Source organism: Sphingomonas sp. TX0543 (assembly GCF_048565505.1).
Classification (GTDB): domain Bacteria; phylum Pseudomonadota; class Alphaproteobacteria; order Sphingomonadales; family Sphingomonadaceae; genus Sphingomonas.
This window is the reverse complement of record NZ_JBLZUS010000002.1, coordinates 1,631,171-1,645,886: the sequence shown is the minus strand read 5'-3', so window position 1 is coordinate 1,645,886 and position 14,716 is coordinate 1,631,171. Positions and strand designations below refer to the sequence as shown.

The window sequence follows — 14,716 nt, the reverse complement described above, 5'->3', positions numbered from 1 at the left end:
CATCAGAACTTCTAGGCGGCACTCACACCCCATTCGCGCGAACGGCCATAGCTCGCCTCTGCCACGCCGAAGGCGGGCAAGACGTTGCCGGAAACGAGATAGAGCGTCTTCGTCAGGTCGGTGCCGAACAGCGACAGCGTCACTTGATCGTTCGGCAGCGTATAGTTCACCCGCGCGTTCAACAGGCGATAGCCGTCGTCGGCGATGATCGGCGAATTAGCGACGTCGTGGAAGATGCGGCTGTACCGCGTACAGTCGACGCCGAACGCCGCCCGACCGCCGCCGGAAAAGTTGTGGCGCACCTCGGCGCCGGTGCGGACCGTCCACTCGGGCGCCTTCGCGAACCGCGATGCCAGCGTGATCGGCAGGGTCCGCCTCGGCGCCAGCCCGGCCCCAACCTCGTCATACTTCGCATCCGGCCAGCCGAACGACAGCTTGGCATCGAACCAGGCCACCGGCCCGGCCGGTACCGCGGCGTCCGGCGGACCTTCGACGGTGGTCGCGTGCGCCGTCTGCGCCAGCGCCTGGCCTGCGACCATGAGCGATGCCAGCGCGCTGGCGGCAGCGTATGCGTATACCCCCTGCCTCATCATGGCCTCCTCCACGTCGCAACTCTGCCGGCCGCCGAGGGTTATTGTATCCTAGGCAAACAATATTGCAAATGCTGTTTTGATCTCGCTGGTCGTCGCTTCAATCGCCCGTAGTTTGCGACACCAGCTTGTCGAGCAGTCGGGCGAGCTCCGCCTGTTCGTCCGCCGTCAGGCGGTCGGCAAGCGCCTGGTCTGATCGCTCGATCGCGGCGACCATCTCGTCCAGGCGCGCGCCGCCCTCTTTAGTCAGGTACAGCGCGTTGGTGCGGGCATCGCGGCCAGGGCGACGCTCGATCAGCCCGCGCTCGCTCAGCACGTTGACCAGTTTCATCGCGCTGGATCGGTTAATCGACAGCGCACGGCCGAGCGCGGTCTGGTCGCAGCCCGGATTCGTTCGGACGAGCAGCAGCGTCGTCAGGCGTGCCGGCGTAACGCCAAACGGCTCCAGTACGCCCCGCGCCTCCTGATCGGTCGCGATCGCCACACGCTTTAACCGATATCCCAACAGATGATCGAGAACGGGATCGGACTTCATCATTCACCATCTTGCAAAGATTGTACGCCTGGAACACAATATGCCGTGAGCGGTATCGACACGATCGCCTTATAGTGTCGAGAGCCGCCGGCGACAGACCGGGTCGGCATCGACCCTATTGATGGAGAGTGGTGGTGGTGGATCGCGAATATCGCATGGTAGTGGACGGCACCCTGATTTCCGGCAGCGGCACGTTCGACGTCACGAACCCGGCGACTGGCGAGCCCTTCGCCAAATGCCCGCGCGCCGATTCGGCAATCCTCGATGATGCGGTGGCCGCCGCCAAGCGGGCGTTTCCCGCCTGGGCCGCCCGCTCGATAGAGGATCGTGCGGCGCTCGTCGGCAAGCTGGCCGACGCGCTGGAGGCGCGCGCCGGTGAATTCGCCAGCCTGCTGACCGCCGAACAGGGCAAGCCCATCGACCAAGCCATGAACGAGATCATGGGCAGCGTCTTCACGCTGCGCGCCTTCACCGCGATGCGGATCGAACCACGCGAATTGCCCGGCCACCCCGGCCAGACCGTGATCGAGCACCGCACCCCGCTCGGCGTGGTCGCGGCCATCACGCCGTGGAACTTCCCGGTCATCCTCGTGATGAACAAGGCAGGCCCGGCCCTGGTGACCGGCAATACGATGGTCATAAAGCCCGCACCGACCACCCCGCTCACGACGCTGCTGTTCGGCGAACTGTGCGCTGACATCCTGCCGCCGGGCGTCGTCAACGTCATCTGCGACCAGAACGACCTTGGGGCGCAACTTAGCGGTCATCCAGACGTCGCAAAGGTCGCCTTCACCGGCTCCACGGCGACCGGCAAGAAGGTGATGGCGAGCGCATCGGAAGGGGTTAAGCGCGTCACACTCGAACTGGGCGGCAACGATGCGGCGATCGTCCTCGACGACGTCGATCCGCGCGCCGTTGCGAAAAAGGTCTATGGCGGCGCCATGACCAACGCGGGGCAGATCTGCGTGGCGATCAAGCGGGCCTACGTCCCGTCATCGATGTACGACGAATTCTGCGACGAGTTGGCAAAGCTCGCCAAGGCTGCGGTCGTCGACGACGGATCCAAGCAGGGCACGACCATCGGACCGATCCAGAACCGGATGCAGTTCGAGAAGGTCCGCGCCTTGCTGGCAGATGCGAAAGGCCGCGGCACCGTGCTGGCCGGAGGCGAGCCGCTCGACCGGCCGGGCTATTTCATCCCGCCGACGATCGTCCGCGATCTGGATGACGACGCGCCCCTGGTGCGCGAGGAACAGTTCGGCCCGGTCCTGCCGGTGCTGAAATACGATGACATCGACGACGTCGTTGCCCGCGCGAACGACAGTGAATACGGCCTTGGCGGCACGATCTGGGGCAAGGACGTCGCCCGCGCGACCGAGATCGCCAAGCGGATCGACACCGGCACCGTCTGGGTGAACCAGTATCTCGCGATCGACGCGAACATCCCGTTCCGCGGGACGAAGCAATCCGGCCTGGGCGGGGAACTGGGCGAAGCCGGGCTGCACGAATATACGCAGGCGCACATCATCAACGCCGTCGCGCTGGAAGACGCGTAGGTCTGACGAGGCGGAGCGACGGGGGGCAGCGGCGATGGAGCCGTTCTCTTTCCCTGCCCCCGGCACGGCGCCGCAACTGCTGGCGCAATCTACGCTCGCACTCGCGGGCGCGTGCCCACGCGCCGATGCCGCCTGCGCCATCGCGGATTCCGAGAGCGGAGCGCTCATCACGCCGGTGCTGGTGGTGCCATGATGTGAGCAGGCCGACCTTGTCGTTCACATGCGTGATTGCTACGCCGATACGAACGACGCTTTTCGGATAGGGCCATCATGACCATCGCGACGACGCATGTCGGCAGCCTGCCGCGCGGCCCAGAGCTTACCCCGCTCCTGCTGGCGCGCGACAAGGGCGAGCCCTACGACGCCGAGGCATTCGACACCGTGGTTCAGGCGGCCGTCACGCAAGCCGTCTCCAATCAGGTCGCGGCGGGCGTCACGGTCGTCAGCGATGGCGAACTCGGCAAGGTCGGCTATTCGACCTACATGATCGAGCGGCTGTCTGGCTTCGGCGGACATACCGACCGGATGCCGGCAAGGGACCTTGCCCCCCTGCCCGACCTGCGCGCAAAGCTCGCGCACATGATGGGGTCGCAGGATTTCGTCCGCGCCTCATGCATCGACGCGGTAAGGCTGGTCACGCTCGCCCCGCTCCACGACGACATCCGCCGATTCCAGACGGCGCTGAACGATAATGGCAACGCCGTGCGCGCCTTCATGAACGCCGCCTCGCCTGGCCTGATCACCGCGTTCCAGAAGAACGCTTTCTATCCAAGCCACGAGGCCTATCTCGCGGACCTCGTCACCGCGATGACGCCGGAATACGAGGCGATCGTCGCGGCCGGTTTCGACCTGCAGCTCGATTGCCCCGACCTCGCCATGTCGCGCCACACCGGGTATCAGGACATGGCGGAGGACGATTTCCTGAAGGTGATCGAGGCGAACGTCGAAGCGTTGAACGCCGCCACCGCCAACCTGCCCCCAGACAAGCTCAGGATGCACGTCTGCTGGGGGAATTACGAGGGGCCGCACGACCACGACATCCCGCTGGAGCGGATCATCCAGATCGTCCTGAAGGCGCGGCCAGCGACGATCCTGTTCGAAGCGGCCAACCCGCGGCATGAGCACGAATGGATCGTCTGGCGCGACGCGAGCGTGCCCGACGACAAAATCCTGGCGCCGGGGCTGATCGACAGTTGCTCCAACTATCTCGAGCATCCCGAACTGATCGCGCAACGGATCGAGCGCTTCGCGGGCATCGTCGGCAAGGACCGCGTCATCGGCAGCACCGACTGCGGCTTCGGCACCTTCGCCGGCTATGGCAAGATCGATCCCGCCGTCGCGTGGAAGAAGCTCGCAAACCTGCGCGAAGGCGCCGACCTGGCGGATTCGCGTCTATGACGCGCCCGTGATCCCGCGGCGGGAGCACCGGCGCCTGCGGCGATCACCTTCTGTCCGTGCGGGAACACGACAATCGGACTGGCACGTCCGCCCCTATCCGCTATAGCCTGATCGATGGCTGACACCCCGCCCGTCAAATCCGCCATGCGCACGCTCGACATCATCGAATATGTCGTGGCAAGTGAGCGCCCCGTCGTCGCGGGGGAAATCGCGACCGCATTGTCGATCCCGGTCAGCAGCCTGTCCTACCTGCTTAACACGCTGGTCGATCGCCGCTATCTGGCCCGCGACGGGCGGCGCTACACCGCCGGCGCCGGCCTGGCGCGATTGCAGGCGGAGGATCGCAGCTTCTCGCTCGCCGAACGGGTCGCGCCGCTGGTCCGCTCGCTGCGCGTGGCGCTGGGCGAAACCGCCTCATTCTTCGTGCCGCGCGACTGGCAGGTCGAAGCGATGGTGACCGAAACCAGCGAACATGCGCTACGCTACGCGGTCAGCATGGGCACGATGACCCCGATGCATGGGTTCGCCGCGGGCAAGGCGATCCTCGCCGCCCTGCCGGACGATCAGGTCGACACCTACCTCGCGGAAACCGATCGTCCCGCCTACACCCCGGCGACGATTACCGATGCCGACGCGCTGCGTCGCGAGATCGCCGAGATCCGTCGCACCGGCATCGCCCACACGCATGAGGAACATACGCCCGGCATCCACGGCATCAGCCGCGCGGTCGTCGCGGGCGGCAAGGTGATCGGCGCATTCAGCCTGGCGATCCCCATCGTCCGCTACGATCGCAGAATGGCGGATCGCGCGGCGGAACTGCTGCGACGGACGGCCGCCTTGCTGGAGGCGGAATAGCCGTCGTCTGAAATGCTCGCGCTCCCGCGCGGACGATAGCCCGGAGCCAGAGAGGCTGTCGCCCGTGACCCCAGGTTCCCGCCCGCGCGGGAGCGCGTCGGCGGCGCGGCCCCCTTCGGAACCGCCCCATCACCTCACGCCGGCTGACGCGTCCGCCAGCTCTCCGCGTAACTGTCACGTGCGACCTCCGAATAGGGCGTCGGCGCGACTACGGCCTTGATCTCGATCTGGACGTGCTTCTCGACCGTCGGCTTGTTCGTACCGCCGTCAGGCTCGCCCCACAGCAACGTCACTTCGGTGCCGGGCTCCGCCACGTCCGCATCCACCATTGCCAGCGTCAGCATCCGGCCTTCGTTCGCGCTGTAGCCGACCCATGTCGAGATCCCGACCGGCTTGCCGTCCTTCAGCACCTGGTCGTACGGGTGCATCGCGTACACCGCGCTCGGAAATTCGAAGTATTTTGCGCGCTCGCCCTTGGTGAACTGCGAACTGATGACGCGAACGACGTCCTCGTTGTCTAGCGCCAGCGTCACCTTCTTGCGGTGCGGCTGCCCCGCCATGCGCTCCAGCGCCTCGCGGCCGATAAAGTCGTGGTCGAACTTCACGAACGGGCCGTAGCCCAGATCCCATGGCGTGAGGTAATAGCCGTCGATGCTGTCGGGGACGTAGCTGCCGCCGATCGACGCCTTGCCTTCATAGCTGTTGGCGCTCTGCCACTCACGGTATGCCTTCGAGCCCTCGCCGGAATAGGTCGCGGGCAGCGGCGACGGGATCCAGCCCGATTCCAGCGTGTTCGACGAATAGGTCCGCCCGCCGACCAGCGTCAGCCCGAAGTCCTTGCCCGCGGCGATCAGCGACTGGCGCACATCCTCGCCCTCCGCCCACGGGCCGAACAGCTCATAGCCCGGTTGGCCCGCCATCCCGTGACGCAGTGCACGCACCTGCCTGCCGCCGATATCCAGCGTCGTCATGTGGAAGAACTTCAGATCGGGCGGCGTCCGGCCCATTGCGCGCTCCAGCACCTTCATGGCGTTCGGGCCCTGCAGCTGGAAGCGGTAGTGGCGGCGGTTCTCCGGGTCCGGGCGCACGGCCGTCCGCTCGTCGCGCGACACGGTGACGTTCCAGTCGCCGGTCGCGGCGTGATATTCGACCCATTCAATCGCCGGCGCGCGGCCGACGAGGTTGAAACTGTTCTCGGCCAGGTAGAACAGGATGACGTCGCCGATCACATACCCCTCGGGCGTCACCGGCACGAACTGCTTCGCGCGATCGGGTACGAAGCCCTTGAAGCTGTTGATGCCGAGATGGTTGAGCATCGCGAAGGCATCCGGGCCTTCGACGCCGAGATCGACCATGTGGTACGACTGGTTGAACAGCACGGCCGTTTCCTGCCACGCCTTCTGCTCGGACCGCCAGTTCGAATATTCGGCCGGCACGCCGGGATAGGCATTCGGCCCAACCTGCTGGTTGCGCAGGAAGGCCACGGTATCACCGCTCTGGTCGAGCAGTTGCTGCAACGTCTGGTCGGTCATGAAGCCTCTCCTTCTCAAGCTTGGGATCGAATGGGGGTGGTGGCGGTAATCCAGTCGCGCAGGATCGCCGACAGCGCCTCCGGCGCTTCGGCGGGAAGCATGTGGCCGGCGCCCGGCACGATCGCGAGTCGCGCGCCGGGTATGGCGGCGGCGATCGCACGATGCTGGTCAGGCGGGCTCCAGAGATCGGCGTCGCCGCACGCGACCAGCACGGGGCAGGTGATGCCAGGCAGCAGCGTCTTGACCTCCGGCCGCGCCAGCAGCGCGCGCACCTGCCCACGATATCGATCCAGCCCGGCGCCAACGCACATCGCGCGCAGCCGCCCCATCAGATCGGTGTCGTTCCGCGCGCCGGCCGCCACCATCGGCGGCAGCCAGCTGTCGACGAGCGCGGCCATGCCCGACGTGTGGCCGAGGTCGCCCAGCGCATATCGCTTGTACGCCTCGCCGGGCTGCACGGGGTGGACGCCGGTACTGACCAGAGCCAGCCGCGTGACGCGGTCCGGCACGCGGCGGTAAACCTCCAGCGCGACACGGGCGCCCATCGAATGACCGAACAGTCCGAACGTGGCGGGAGCATCCGCGAGGACATGATCGGCCATCGCGCCGATCGCGTCGCACGCGCCATAGTCAGGCACCGCGACCAGCGCAGGCACGCGATCGGCGAGATCGGCGAACATCGAGAAATCGCACATGAGGCCGGGCAGCACCAGGATCGGGCCGCCGTCGCTCTCCACGATAGATTCATTCGCACTCATGAAGCTTTCACCTATACGGAATTCAAACCAACTGCTAGAGCAAATGCACTTCCAGGGCGTCGCACGAGGAGAGGTTTGCGTGAACGCATCGGCCATCCATCCCGCATGGCAGCGCGCGCCGCTGCACTTTACGGAGGGCTATTCGCTGGAAATCACAGCGAAAGACGTGCCCGCGCTGATCGATGCGGCGCCGAACATCGCCGCCGACACGCCCGTCGCGATCACCTTTCTTCCCGGAGAGACGATGGACGCCCGCATCGCGGCGGCGGTCGCGGTGCGCGATCTGGGTTTCGAGCCGATGCCGCACCTGTCCGCCCGGCGGATCGAGTCGCCCAACGAGCTGGCGGCGATCGTGCAGCGGACGACGGCGGAGGCGGGCGCGCGCCGCTTCTTCCTGGTCGCGGGCGACCCGCCGGTGCCGGCAGGTCCGTTCCCGGACACCATGTCGCTGCTCGAAACCGGCCTGTTCGAAACGAACGGCATCCGCGCGATCGGCGTTGCCGGCCATCCTGAAAGCCACCCCGCGATGGACGCGCGGGCGCGGTGGTCGTGGCTGCACCGCAAGTGCGACGCGATCGGGGAACGCGGCATGGCGCCGCTGATCGTGACGCAGTTCGGCTTCGATGCGCAGCCGTTCCTCGATTGGCTGGTCGAGTTGCGCGCGCAGGGCATCGACGCACCGGTCCGCATCGGCGTGCCCGGGCCGGCGGGGATCAAGACGCTGCTGCGCTTCGCCGCCCATTGCGGCGTCGGGGCGACGGCGTCGGTGATGACGAAATACGGTGTGTCAGTGACGAAACTTCTGGGAACGGCCGGGCCAGACAAGCTGGTCGACGCGCTGGAGGCTGGGCTGACGCCAGCGCACGGCCCGGTTCGGCTGCATTTCTATCCGTTCGGCGGCCTGGCGCGCACGGTCGAGTGGATCGACGCCCGCAGCGCCGCCGCGCGCCGATAACGGCATCAAGGGAGAGCCATGGAGAACAGCTACGTATTACGCCTGTCGTGCGACGACCGGGCCGGCCTGGTCGCGCAGGTCGCACAGTTCATCGCGACACGCGGTGGCAACATCACCGAGGCGCAGCAGTTCGACGACAGCGGCACCGGCCGCTTCTTCATGCGCGTCGTGTTCCGCATGGCCGATGGCGATGCCGCGGCCATCGCCGCCGCCTTCGCCCCCGTCGCCACGGCAATGGGCGCGATCTGGTCGGTGCGCGCCACCGGTACGCGCCAGCGCGTGCTGCTGATGGTGTCGAAGTTCGATCACTGCCTCGGCGACCTGCTCTACCGCCGCCGCATCGGCGAACTGCCGATGCATGTCGTCGGCATCGTGTCCAACCACCCCCTGTCCGCGCTGAACACGACGATGGTGGGCGACATCCCCTATCACCATTTGCCCGTCACGAAGGAGACGAAGCCGCAGCAGGAGGCCGCGATCAAGCGGATCGTCACGGAGACGGGCGCCGATCTCGTCGTGCTGGCGCGCTATATGCAGATCCTGTCGGACGACCTCGCCGCCTTCCTGTCGGGCCGCTGCATCAACATCCATCACAGTTTCCTGCCCGGATTCAAGGGCGCGAAGCCCTATCACCAGGCGCACGACCGCGGCGTGAAGATGATCGGGGCCACGGCCCATTACGTCACCGCCGACCTCGACGAAGGCCCGATCATCGCGCAGGATGTCGAGCCGATCAGCCATGCCGACACGCCCGACGACCTGGTGCGCAAGGGCCGCGACATCGAACGCCGCGTCCTGGCGCAGGCGGTTGCCGACCATCTTCAGGATCGTGTGCTGCTCAACGGATCGCGCACCGTCGTCTTCCGCTGACGGTCCCGGTCGACGGGGTCGCGATGGCTGCGGCCGTGTCGCGACAGACGGCGGCGGGCGTTGCGACGCCGACCGCCGCCGGTCGCACGCCGGGGCCGGCCGTCACGCCCGCGCGGCGACGCCGGTGCCGGGCGGCGGCGGACCGATGGCGATCGCCTGACGCGCCGAACTACAGCGGCAGCCCCACATAGTTTTCTGCGATTGCGGTCTGCGCCGCGCGGCTGCCGGCGATATAGTCGAGTTCGGCCAGCTGCATCTGCCGATCGAACCGTGTCTGGTCTGGAAAGCGGTGCATCAGCGTCGTCAACTGCCACGAAAAGCGCTCGACCTTCCACACGCGTTCCAGCGCGCGGCGCGAATAGTCGCCGACACCGTCGTTGTCGCCGCGCTTGAAATAGCGCACCAGCGCCTCGGCACACACCGACACGTCCGCCGCCGCCAGGTTCAGCCCCTTCGCGCCCGTCGGCGGCACGATGTGCGCAGCGTCGCCGGCCAGCATGAGCGATTTGTGGCGCATCGGCTCCGAAACGAACGAACGCAGCGGCGCGATCGATTTCTCCAGCGCCGGCCCGCGGACCAGTCCCGCCGCCGCCTGCGGCCCGAGCCGGACCGCGAGTTCGTCCCACAAGCGATCGTCCGGCCATTCGGATAGCGGCTCGTCGGCCGGCACCTGGATATAATAGCGGCTGCGCGTCGGCGATCGCATCGACGCCAGCGCGAAGCCGCGATCGTGATTGGCATAGATCAGATCGTCGCTGCACGGCGGCACGTCGGCCAGGATGCCGAGCCAGCCGAACGGATAGACCTTCTCGTAAATCCGCTGCGCCGCCTGCGGGATGGCCCGCCGTGACGGCCCGTGAAATCCGTCGCAGCCGACGATGAAGCGCGCGTCGATCCGCCGCGGCGCACCATCCACCCGGTACGTCAGATAAGGCGTATCGCTTTCGATATGGTGGAGCGCGACTTCCTCGGCCTCGTAATCGATCGCCACGCCCCGGGATCCGGCCGCCTCCATCAGGTCGCGGGTGACCTCGGTCTGGCCATATACCGTGACGTGATGGCCGACCGTCTCCGTCAGCGGGATGCGGATCAGCCGCTCGCCATCGGCCAGGGCCACGCTGTCATGCGGAATACCTTCCGCCTTCAGCCGCGTATCGAGTCCGAGCCGCGCCATCAGATCGGTCGTCGTCCGCTCAAGCACGCCGGCACGGATACGCTCCACCACACGCGCCGCACTCGCGCGCTCCACCAGCTGGACGCGCACGCCCTCCATCGCCAGCAGATGGCCGAGCATCAGCCCCGCCGGCCCTGCCCCGACGATCGCGACATCAACGCGCATCATGCCGAAAGCTGCCGGTCCAGCGCGTCGAGCACGCGGTAGCACGGCAGGACCTGTGCGACAGAGCTGTTGGGTTCGCGCCCTTCGCGGATCGAGGCGATGAACTCGCGGTCCTGCAACTCGATGCCGTTCGACGACACGGCGACGCCGGACAAGTTAACCGGTTCCTCCCTGCCGGTGACGAGATCGTCGTAGCGGGCGATCCATGTGCCGGTATCGCAGATGTACCGGAAGAAGGTGCCGAGCGGCCCGTCGTTGTTGAATGACAGGCTCAGCGTGCAGATCGCGCCGCTCTCCGCCTTGAGCTGGATCGACATGTCCATCGCGATGCCGAGCTCGGGGTGGATCGGCCCCTGGACCGCATTGGCCTGCACGATCGGTCCGGCCTGATAGGCGAACAGATCGACCGTGTGCGCGGCGTGGTGCCACAGCAGGTGATCGGTCCACGACCGTGCCTCGCCCTTCGCGTTCATGTTCTTGCGGCGAAAGAAGAAGGTCTGCACGTCCATCTGCTGGATGCTCGCCTCGCCACTTTCGAACTTGCGATGAAGGTACTGGTGGCTGGGGTTGAACCGCCGCGTGTGGCCGACCATCGCGACCAGCCCGGTTTCCTGCTGCTTGGCGAGCACCGCCTCCGCATCGGCCAGGCTGTCCGCCAGCGGGATCTCGATCTGCACATGCTTGCCCGCCTCCAGGCACCGGATCGCCTGCGCCGCATGCATCTGCGTCGGTGTGCACAGGATCACGGCATCGACGTCGTCGCGTGCCAGCGTCTCGGCGAGGTCGGTGCAGGCATGGCCGATGCCGTATTTCGCGGCGATCGCCTGCGTCGGCTCCAGGCGTCGACCGACAAGGCTCGTCACCTCGACGCCGTCGATGTTCTTCAGGCCATCAAGGTGCTTCTCGCCGAAGGCACCGGCGCCGGCGAGGGCAATGCGGATCGTCATAAATTATCTCCGCCCTCCCCGAAAAGGGAGGGGCTGTTTGGGTGGGCGGCTATCGGGTCGGGCAGTACGAACACCCCCCTTCCCTCGTTCAGGGAGAGGAAGGCTGCTTACTCGGCCGCGGCCGCGATCACGTCGCTGCCCGTCATGTCATAGCCTTCGCCGTTGTCGGGGCGCAGCACGACATGGCCGATCGCGGTGTTCGAACACGGCACGTGGTAATGCCGGTGCAACTCGCGCGTCGCCTTGCCCATCGCGCCACGCATCACCAGCCACATCACCATCTCGATGCCTTCGGACCCCGTCTCGCGCAGATACTCGATATGCGGGATGCGACGCAGGTGATCGCTCTCGCCGATCAGCCCGTCGATGAAGCGGTTGTCCCACTCCTGGTTGATGAGCCCGGCGCGTGGCCCCTGCAACTGGTGGCTCATGCCGCCGGTGCCCCAGACCTGGACGTTCAGATCCTCCGGGAAGTCCGCCACCGCCCGGGCGATCGCCTCGCCCAGCGCCCAGCAGCGGTTGCCCGAGGGCGGGGGATAGGTGACGACGTTGACCGCCAGCGGCACGACCTTCACCGGCCATTCCTGTGCCTTGCCGTACATCATCGTCAGCGGCACGGTCAGGCCGTGATCGACCTCCATCTCGTTGATGATGGTCATGTCGAATTCGTCGAGGATCAGGCTCTGCGCGATGTGCCAGGCAAGATCGGGATGCCCTTCCACCTCTGGCACCGCGCGCGGCCCCCAGCCCTCGTCGGCCGGCTTGTACCGCTCGCCGCACCCGATCGCGAAGGTCGGGATGATCTTCATGTCGAACGCCGATGCATGATCGTTGTAGACCAGCACGATGACGTCCGGCTTCTCCGCCTTCTCCCATGCGCGCGTCCATTCGAACCCGTCGAAGATCGGGCTGAAATAGTCGTCGGCGTCCTTGTTGAAATCGGATGCCACGCCCAGCAGGGGAACGTGACTGCAGGCGACGCCCGCGGTGATCCGTGCCATGTCAGCAACCCTCCCTGGCCGCATCGCGCTCGGCGTCGGCCGCCTCCAGCGCCGCCGCATTCGCCTTCAGGCTGCGCGCGCCCTCAGGGCTGCGCCCGCCCGCGACCATCATCCTGGTATAGTCCTCGAAATTCATGTCGGTCATCGTCGATACCGCCTGCGCGAACGGGATGCCGTCGGTCGAGAACAGCTTGGCGAGGAAATAGACGTTGCCGCCCAGATCGAGGCAGCGGTTGTAGTCGCGGTCAAGCAGCGCCTGCTTCTGCTCGTCGGACAGCGGCCATTCGTCCATGTAGGCGCGCTCGTCCGCCTTGAACCGCTCGCGGTTCTCCGCCTTCATCAGGCTCATGGCGAACTGATTCATGTGATAGCCCGCCCGTGCGCGCTTCGCGGTGAAGACGCGGGTGCCCGGAATGTCCTCGAACTCGGCGAGATACTCGTGGATATCGCCGACCCTTGTGTCGTTCGGACTGGTCACAGCCCCCTCTCCTTCAGTTTCGCATCCAGCCGCGGGAAAACCCGCCGCGCATTGCCCTCGTAGATCGCATGGCGCTGATCCGCGGTGATCGGCAGCGCATCGACATAGCGCTTGGTATCGTCGAAATAGCATCCGGTCTGTGGATCGATGCCGCGCACGGCACCCACCATCTCGCTGCCGAACAGGATGTTCTTGGTATCGATGACGTCGGCAAGCAGGTCGATGCCCGGCTGATGATAGACGCAGGTGTCGAAGAACACATTGTTCATGACATGCCCGTCAAGCGCCGGCTTCTTCAGCATGTCGGCAAGACCGCGATAGCGCCCCCAGTGATAGGGGACCGACCCGCCGCCGTGCGGAATGATGAAGCGCAGGCCCGGGAAATCGGCAAACAGATCACCCTCGATCAGCTGCATGAACGCGATCGTGTCCGCCGCGATGTAATAGGCGCCGGTCGCGTGCATCGCCGGGTTGCAGCTGCCCGAGACGTGGATCATCGCCGGCACGTCCAGCTCGACCATCGCCTCGTAGAAGGGATACCAGTACCGGTCGGTCAGCGGCGGATGCTCGAACCTGCCGCCGCCCGGATCGGGGTTCAGGTTGCAGCCGATGAAGCCCAATTCCTCGACGCATCGCCGCAGTTCCGTTATCGACCCGGCCATGTCGGCCCTCGGCGACTGCGGCAACATGCACACGCCGGCGAAGGTTTCGGGATACAGGCCGACGCAGCGCGCGATCAGGTTGTTGTTGGCCCTCGCCCACGCGATCGCCACCCCCTCGTCTCCGACATGCGGCGCCATGGCCGAGGCGCGGGGCGAGAAGATCGTCATGTCGGCGCCGCGTTCGCGCAACAGGCGCAGCTGGTTCGCCTCCAGCGTCTCGCGGATCTCGTCCTCGCCGATCGACGGATAGGCGGGCGCGGTGCCGCCCGCCTTGAACGCCGCCTTCTGTGCTTCGCGCCACTCGTTGTGCGCGGCCGGCGCGGTCGTGTAATGGCCGTGGCAATCGATGACGAGCGTCATGCAGTCAGCACCTTCAGCTTCGCGGTCAATCCATGCGGCGCGGCCAGGCGCCGATCGCCGATCGCCCGCTGGCGCGCGGCGGTCGCGCGGCTCATCGATGCGTCCGTGCCGAGCGCGTCGAGTGTCCGCGTGACTTCCTCCATCTCGGCCGCGCGGCGGGTGCCGTGCGCCATCATGCGCTCCAGGTTGTAATCGAACCGCTCGGGCCAGCCGGCACCCGGCCAGCTGGCCTCGAGCGACGCGATCAACGCGTCCAGCACCCCGGCGGCATCGGCCGCCAGCGCGCATTCGGCGGAGAGCGCCTCGATACCCTTCACCATTACCGAACGGATCATCTTGATCGCCGACGCCGACCCGACCGGGCCATCGACGAGCGCCACGGTCGAAAAGCCGAGCGCGCGCAGCATCGCCGCGCCGTCCGCAGCGTCAGGCCCGCCGAGCAGCAGCGGCACCGCGCAGCGCTTCGGAATGACCGGCGCCATCACCGCGACATCGACGTAGCGACCGGCCCGACGCTCGATGGCGGCGGCGGCGGCCCGCTTGGTGTCGGGCGCCACGCTGTTCATGTCGAACCAGAAGGCCCCCGGCTCCAGCCCGTCCGCAGCCTCGGCGGCGGCCAACGCCTGATCCGCGGTGACGAGCGACAGCACGGCGCCGGCCCCGGCGAGCGCCTCGGCCGGGGTTTCGCAGGCGGCGACGCCATCGACCGCCATCGCATCGCGCATGCCGGCATCGTCGAGGCGCAGGTCATAGGCCGACAGCGCCGCATTCAGGCCGGGCACGAACGCGCGCGCCGCTTCGCCGAAACCGATAAGGGCCAGTCGCCTCTCCATACCGGCGTCATCGTCCGACCGGGCCGGGCGACGCCAATCGGAAGCGG

Annotated in this window: 16 protein-coding genes; 6 read left to right on the top strand and 10 right to left on the bottom strand. The window is 66.8% G+C overall.

Annotation, left to right across the window (positions count from 1 at the left end; genetic code table 11):
* Positions 1–11: 11 nt before the first annotated feature.
* Both ACM61V_RS08515 and ACM61V_RS08510 read right to left on the bottom strand, forming a co-directional pair.
* Positions 12–590 (bottom strand): TonB-dependent receptor, encoded by a 579-nt coding sequence (locus ACM61V_RS08515; protein WP_171007497.1) that lies wholly within the window; start codon positions 588–590, stop codon positions 12–14.
* Positions 591–690: 100 nt separating this feature from the next.
* Positions 691–1,125 (bottom strand): MarR family winged helix-turn-helix transcriptional regulator, encoded by a 435-nt coding sequence (locus ACM61V_RS08510; protein WP_419713940.1) that lies wholly within the window; start codon positions 1,123–1,125, stop codon positions 691–693.
* A 137-nt stretch (positions 1,126–1,262) separates the two neighbouring features.
* Between ACM61V_RS08510 and ACM61V_RS08505 the strand changes: the two genes are divergently transcribed.
* From ACM61V_RS08505 to ACM61V_RS08490, 4 genes are all read left to right on the top strand, one after another.
* On the top strand, positions 1,263–2,681 hold the full coding sequence (locus ACM61V_RS08505; protein WP_137785967.1) for an aldehyde dehydrogenase family protein: 1,419 nt from the start codon (positions 1,263–1,265) through the stop codon (positions 2,679–2,681).
* A 34-nt stretch (positions 2,682–2,715) separates the two neighbouring features.
* Positions 2,716–2,874, top strand: a complete 159-nt coding sequence (locus tag ACM61V_RS08500; protein ID WP_171007498.1) for a hypothetical protein — start codon at positions 2,716–2,718, stop codon at positions 2,872–2,874.
* A 77-nt stretch (positions 2,875–2,951) separates the two neighbouring features.
* On the top strand, positions 2,952–4,079 hold the full coding sequence (locus tag ACM61V_RS08495) for a cobalamin-independent methionine synthase II family protein (protein ID WP_137785895.1): 1,128 nt from the start codon (positions 2,952–2,954) through the stop codon (positions 4,077–4,079).
* Between the two features lie 114 nt (positions 4,080–4,193).
* Positions 4,194–4,934 carry an IclR family transcriptional regulator gene (locus ACM61V_RS08490; RefSeq protein WP_249341449.1) on the top strand — a complete coding sequence of 247 codons (741 nt, stop codon included), beginning with the start codon at positions 4,194–4,196 and terminating at the stop codon, positions 4,932–4,934.
* Between the two features lie 134 nt (positions 4,935–5,068).
* Here ACM61V_RS08490 and desA read toward each other — a convergent pair whose 3' ends face one another.
* Complete coding sequence (gene desA / locus ACM61V_RS08485; RefSeq protein ID WP_137785896.1) at positions 5,069–6,466, bottom strand: syringate O-demethylase; 1,398 nt, start codon at positions 6,464–6,466, stop codon at positions 5,069–5,071.
* A gap of 14 nt (positions 6,467–6,480) precedes the next feature.
* Positions 6,481–7,224: an alpha/beta fold hydrolase gene (locus tag ACM61V_RS08480; protein WP_137785897.1), complete on the bottom strand. Its 744-nt coding sequence runs from the start codon at positions 7,222–7,224 to the stop codon at positions 6,481–6,483.
* Between the two features lie 79 nt (positions 7,225–7,303).
* On the opposite strand from ACM61V_RS08480, the gene ACM61V_RS08475 reads away from it, so the two are divergent.
* Both ACM61V_RS08475 and purU read left to right on the top strand, forming a co-directional pair.
* A complete protein-coding gene (locus tag ACM61V_RS08475) occupies positions 7,304–8,179 on the top strand; it encodes a methylenetetrahydrofolate reductase (protein ID WP_249341450.1) in 876 nt (291 codons plus the stop codon).
* 18 nt (positions 8,180–8,197) lie between these two features.
* Positions 8,198–9,049, top strand: coding sequence for a formyltetrahydrofolate deformylase (purU, locus tag ACM61V_RS08470; RefSeq protein WP_137785899.1), 852 nt, complete (start codon positions 8,198–8,200; stop codon positions 9,047–9,049).
* Positions 9,050–9,218: 169 nt separating this feature from the next.
* Here purU and pobA read toward each other — a convergent pair whose 3' ends face one another.
* The 6 genes from pobA to ACM61V_RS08440 form a co-directional block, all read right to left on the bottom strand.
* Complete coding sequence (gene pobA / locus ACM61V_RS08465) at positions 9,219–10,388, bottom strand: 4-hydroxybenzoate 3-monooxygenase (RefSeq protein ID WP_137785969.1); 1,170 nt, start codon at positions 10,386–10,388, stop codon at positions 9,219–9,221.
* Positions 10,388–11,329: a Gfo/Idh/MocA family oxidoreductase gene (locus tag ACM61V_RS08460; protein ID WP_137785970.1), complete on the bottom strand. Its 942-nt coding sequence runs from the start codon at positions 11,327–11,329 to the stop codon at positions 10,388–10,390. The genes pobA and ACM61V_RS08460 overlap by 1 nt, the downstream gene beginning before the upstream one ends.
* 113 nt (positions 11,330–11,442) lie before the next feature.
* Positions 11,443–12,336 carry a class III extradiol dioxygenase subunit beta gene (locus ACM61V_RS08455; protein ID WP_137785900.1) on the bottom strand — a complete coding sequence of 298 codons (894 nt, stop codon included), beginning with the start codon at positions 12,334–12,336 and terminating at the stop codon, positions 11,443–11,445.
* 1 nt (position 12,337) lies between these two features.
* Positions 12,338–12,814: a protocatechuate 4,5-dioxygenase subunit alpha gene (gene ligA / locus ACM61V_RS08450; protein WP_137785901.1), complete on the bottom strand. Its 477-nt coding sequence runs from the start codon at positions 12,812–12,814 to the stop codon at positions 12,338–12,340.
* A complete protein-coding gene (locus ACM61V_RS08445) occupies positions 12,811–13,836 on the bottom strand; it encodes an amidohydrolase family protein (protein ID WP_137785902.1) in 1,026 nt (341 codons plus the stop codon). Before ACM61V_RS08445 ends, ligA begins: the two co-directional genes overlap by 4 nt.
* Positions 13,833–14,669 (bottom strand): NAD(P)-dependent oxidoreductase, encoded by an 837-nt coding sequence (locus tag ACM61V_RS08440; protein WP_137785903.1) that lies wholly within the window; start codon positions 14,667–14,669, stop codon positions 13,833–13,835. The genes ACM61V_RS08445 and ACM61V_RS08440 overlap by 4 nt, the downstream gene beginning before the upstream one ends.
* Positions 14,670–14,716 lie beyond the last annotated feature (47 nt).

Excerpts from the sequence above, each read along its gene's own strand:
- ACM61V_RS08495 (WP_137785895.1), top strand. The coding sequence starts at position 2,952 with ATGACCATCGCGACGACGCATGTCGGCAGCCTGCCGCGCGGCCCAGAG.
- purU (WP_137785899.1), top strand. The coding sequence starts at position 8,198 with ATGGAGAACAGCTACGTATTACGCCTGTCGTGCGACGACCGGGCCGGC.
- desA (WP_137785896.1), bottom strand. The coding sequence starts at position 6,466 with ATGACCGACCAGACGTTGCAGCAACTGCTCGACCAGAGCGGTGATACC.
- ACM61V_RS08455 (WP_137785900.1), bottom strand. The coding sequence starts at position 12,336 with ATGGCACGGATCACCGCGGGCGTCGCCTGCAGTCACGTTCCCCTGCTG.
- ACM61V_RS08490 (WP_249341449.1), top strand. The coding sequence starts at position 4,194 with ATGGCTGACACCCCGCCCGTCAAATCCGCCATGCGCACGCTCGACATC.
- ACM61V_RS08510 (WP_419713940.1), bottom strand. The coding sequence starts at position 1,125 with ATGAAGTCCGATCCCGTTCTCGATCATCTGTTGGGATATCGGTTAAAG.
- ACM61V_RS08440 (WP_137785903.1), bottom strand. The coding sequence starts at position 14,669 with ATGGAGAGGCGACTGGCCCTTATCGGTTTCGGCGAAGCGGCGCGCGCG.
- ACM61V_RS08445 (WP_137785902.1), bottom strand. The coding sequence starts at position 13,836 with ATGACGCTCGTCATCGATTGCCACGGCCATTACACGACCGCGCCGGCC.
- pobA (WP_137785969.1), bottom strand. The coding sequence starts at position 10,388 with ATGCGCGTTGATGTCGCGATCGTCGGGGCAGGGCCGGCGGGGCTGATG.
- ACM61V_RS08515 (WP_171007497.1), bottom strand. The coding sequence starts at position 590 with ATGAGGCAGGGGGTATACGCATACGCTGCCGCCAGCGCGCTGGCATCG.
- ACM61V_RS08480 (WP_137785897.1), bottom strand. The coding sequence starts at position 7,224 with ATGAGTGCGAATGAATCTATCGTGGAGAGCGACGGCGGCCCGATCCTG.
- ACM61V_RS08500 (WP_171007498.1), top strand. The coding sequence starts at position 2,716 with ATGGAGCCGTTCTCTTTCCCTGCCCCCGGCACGGCGCCGCAACTGCTG.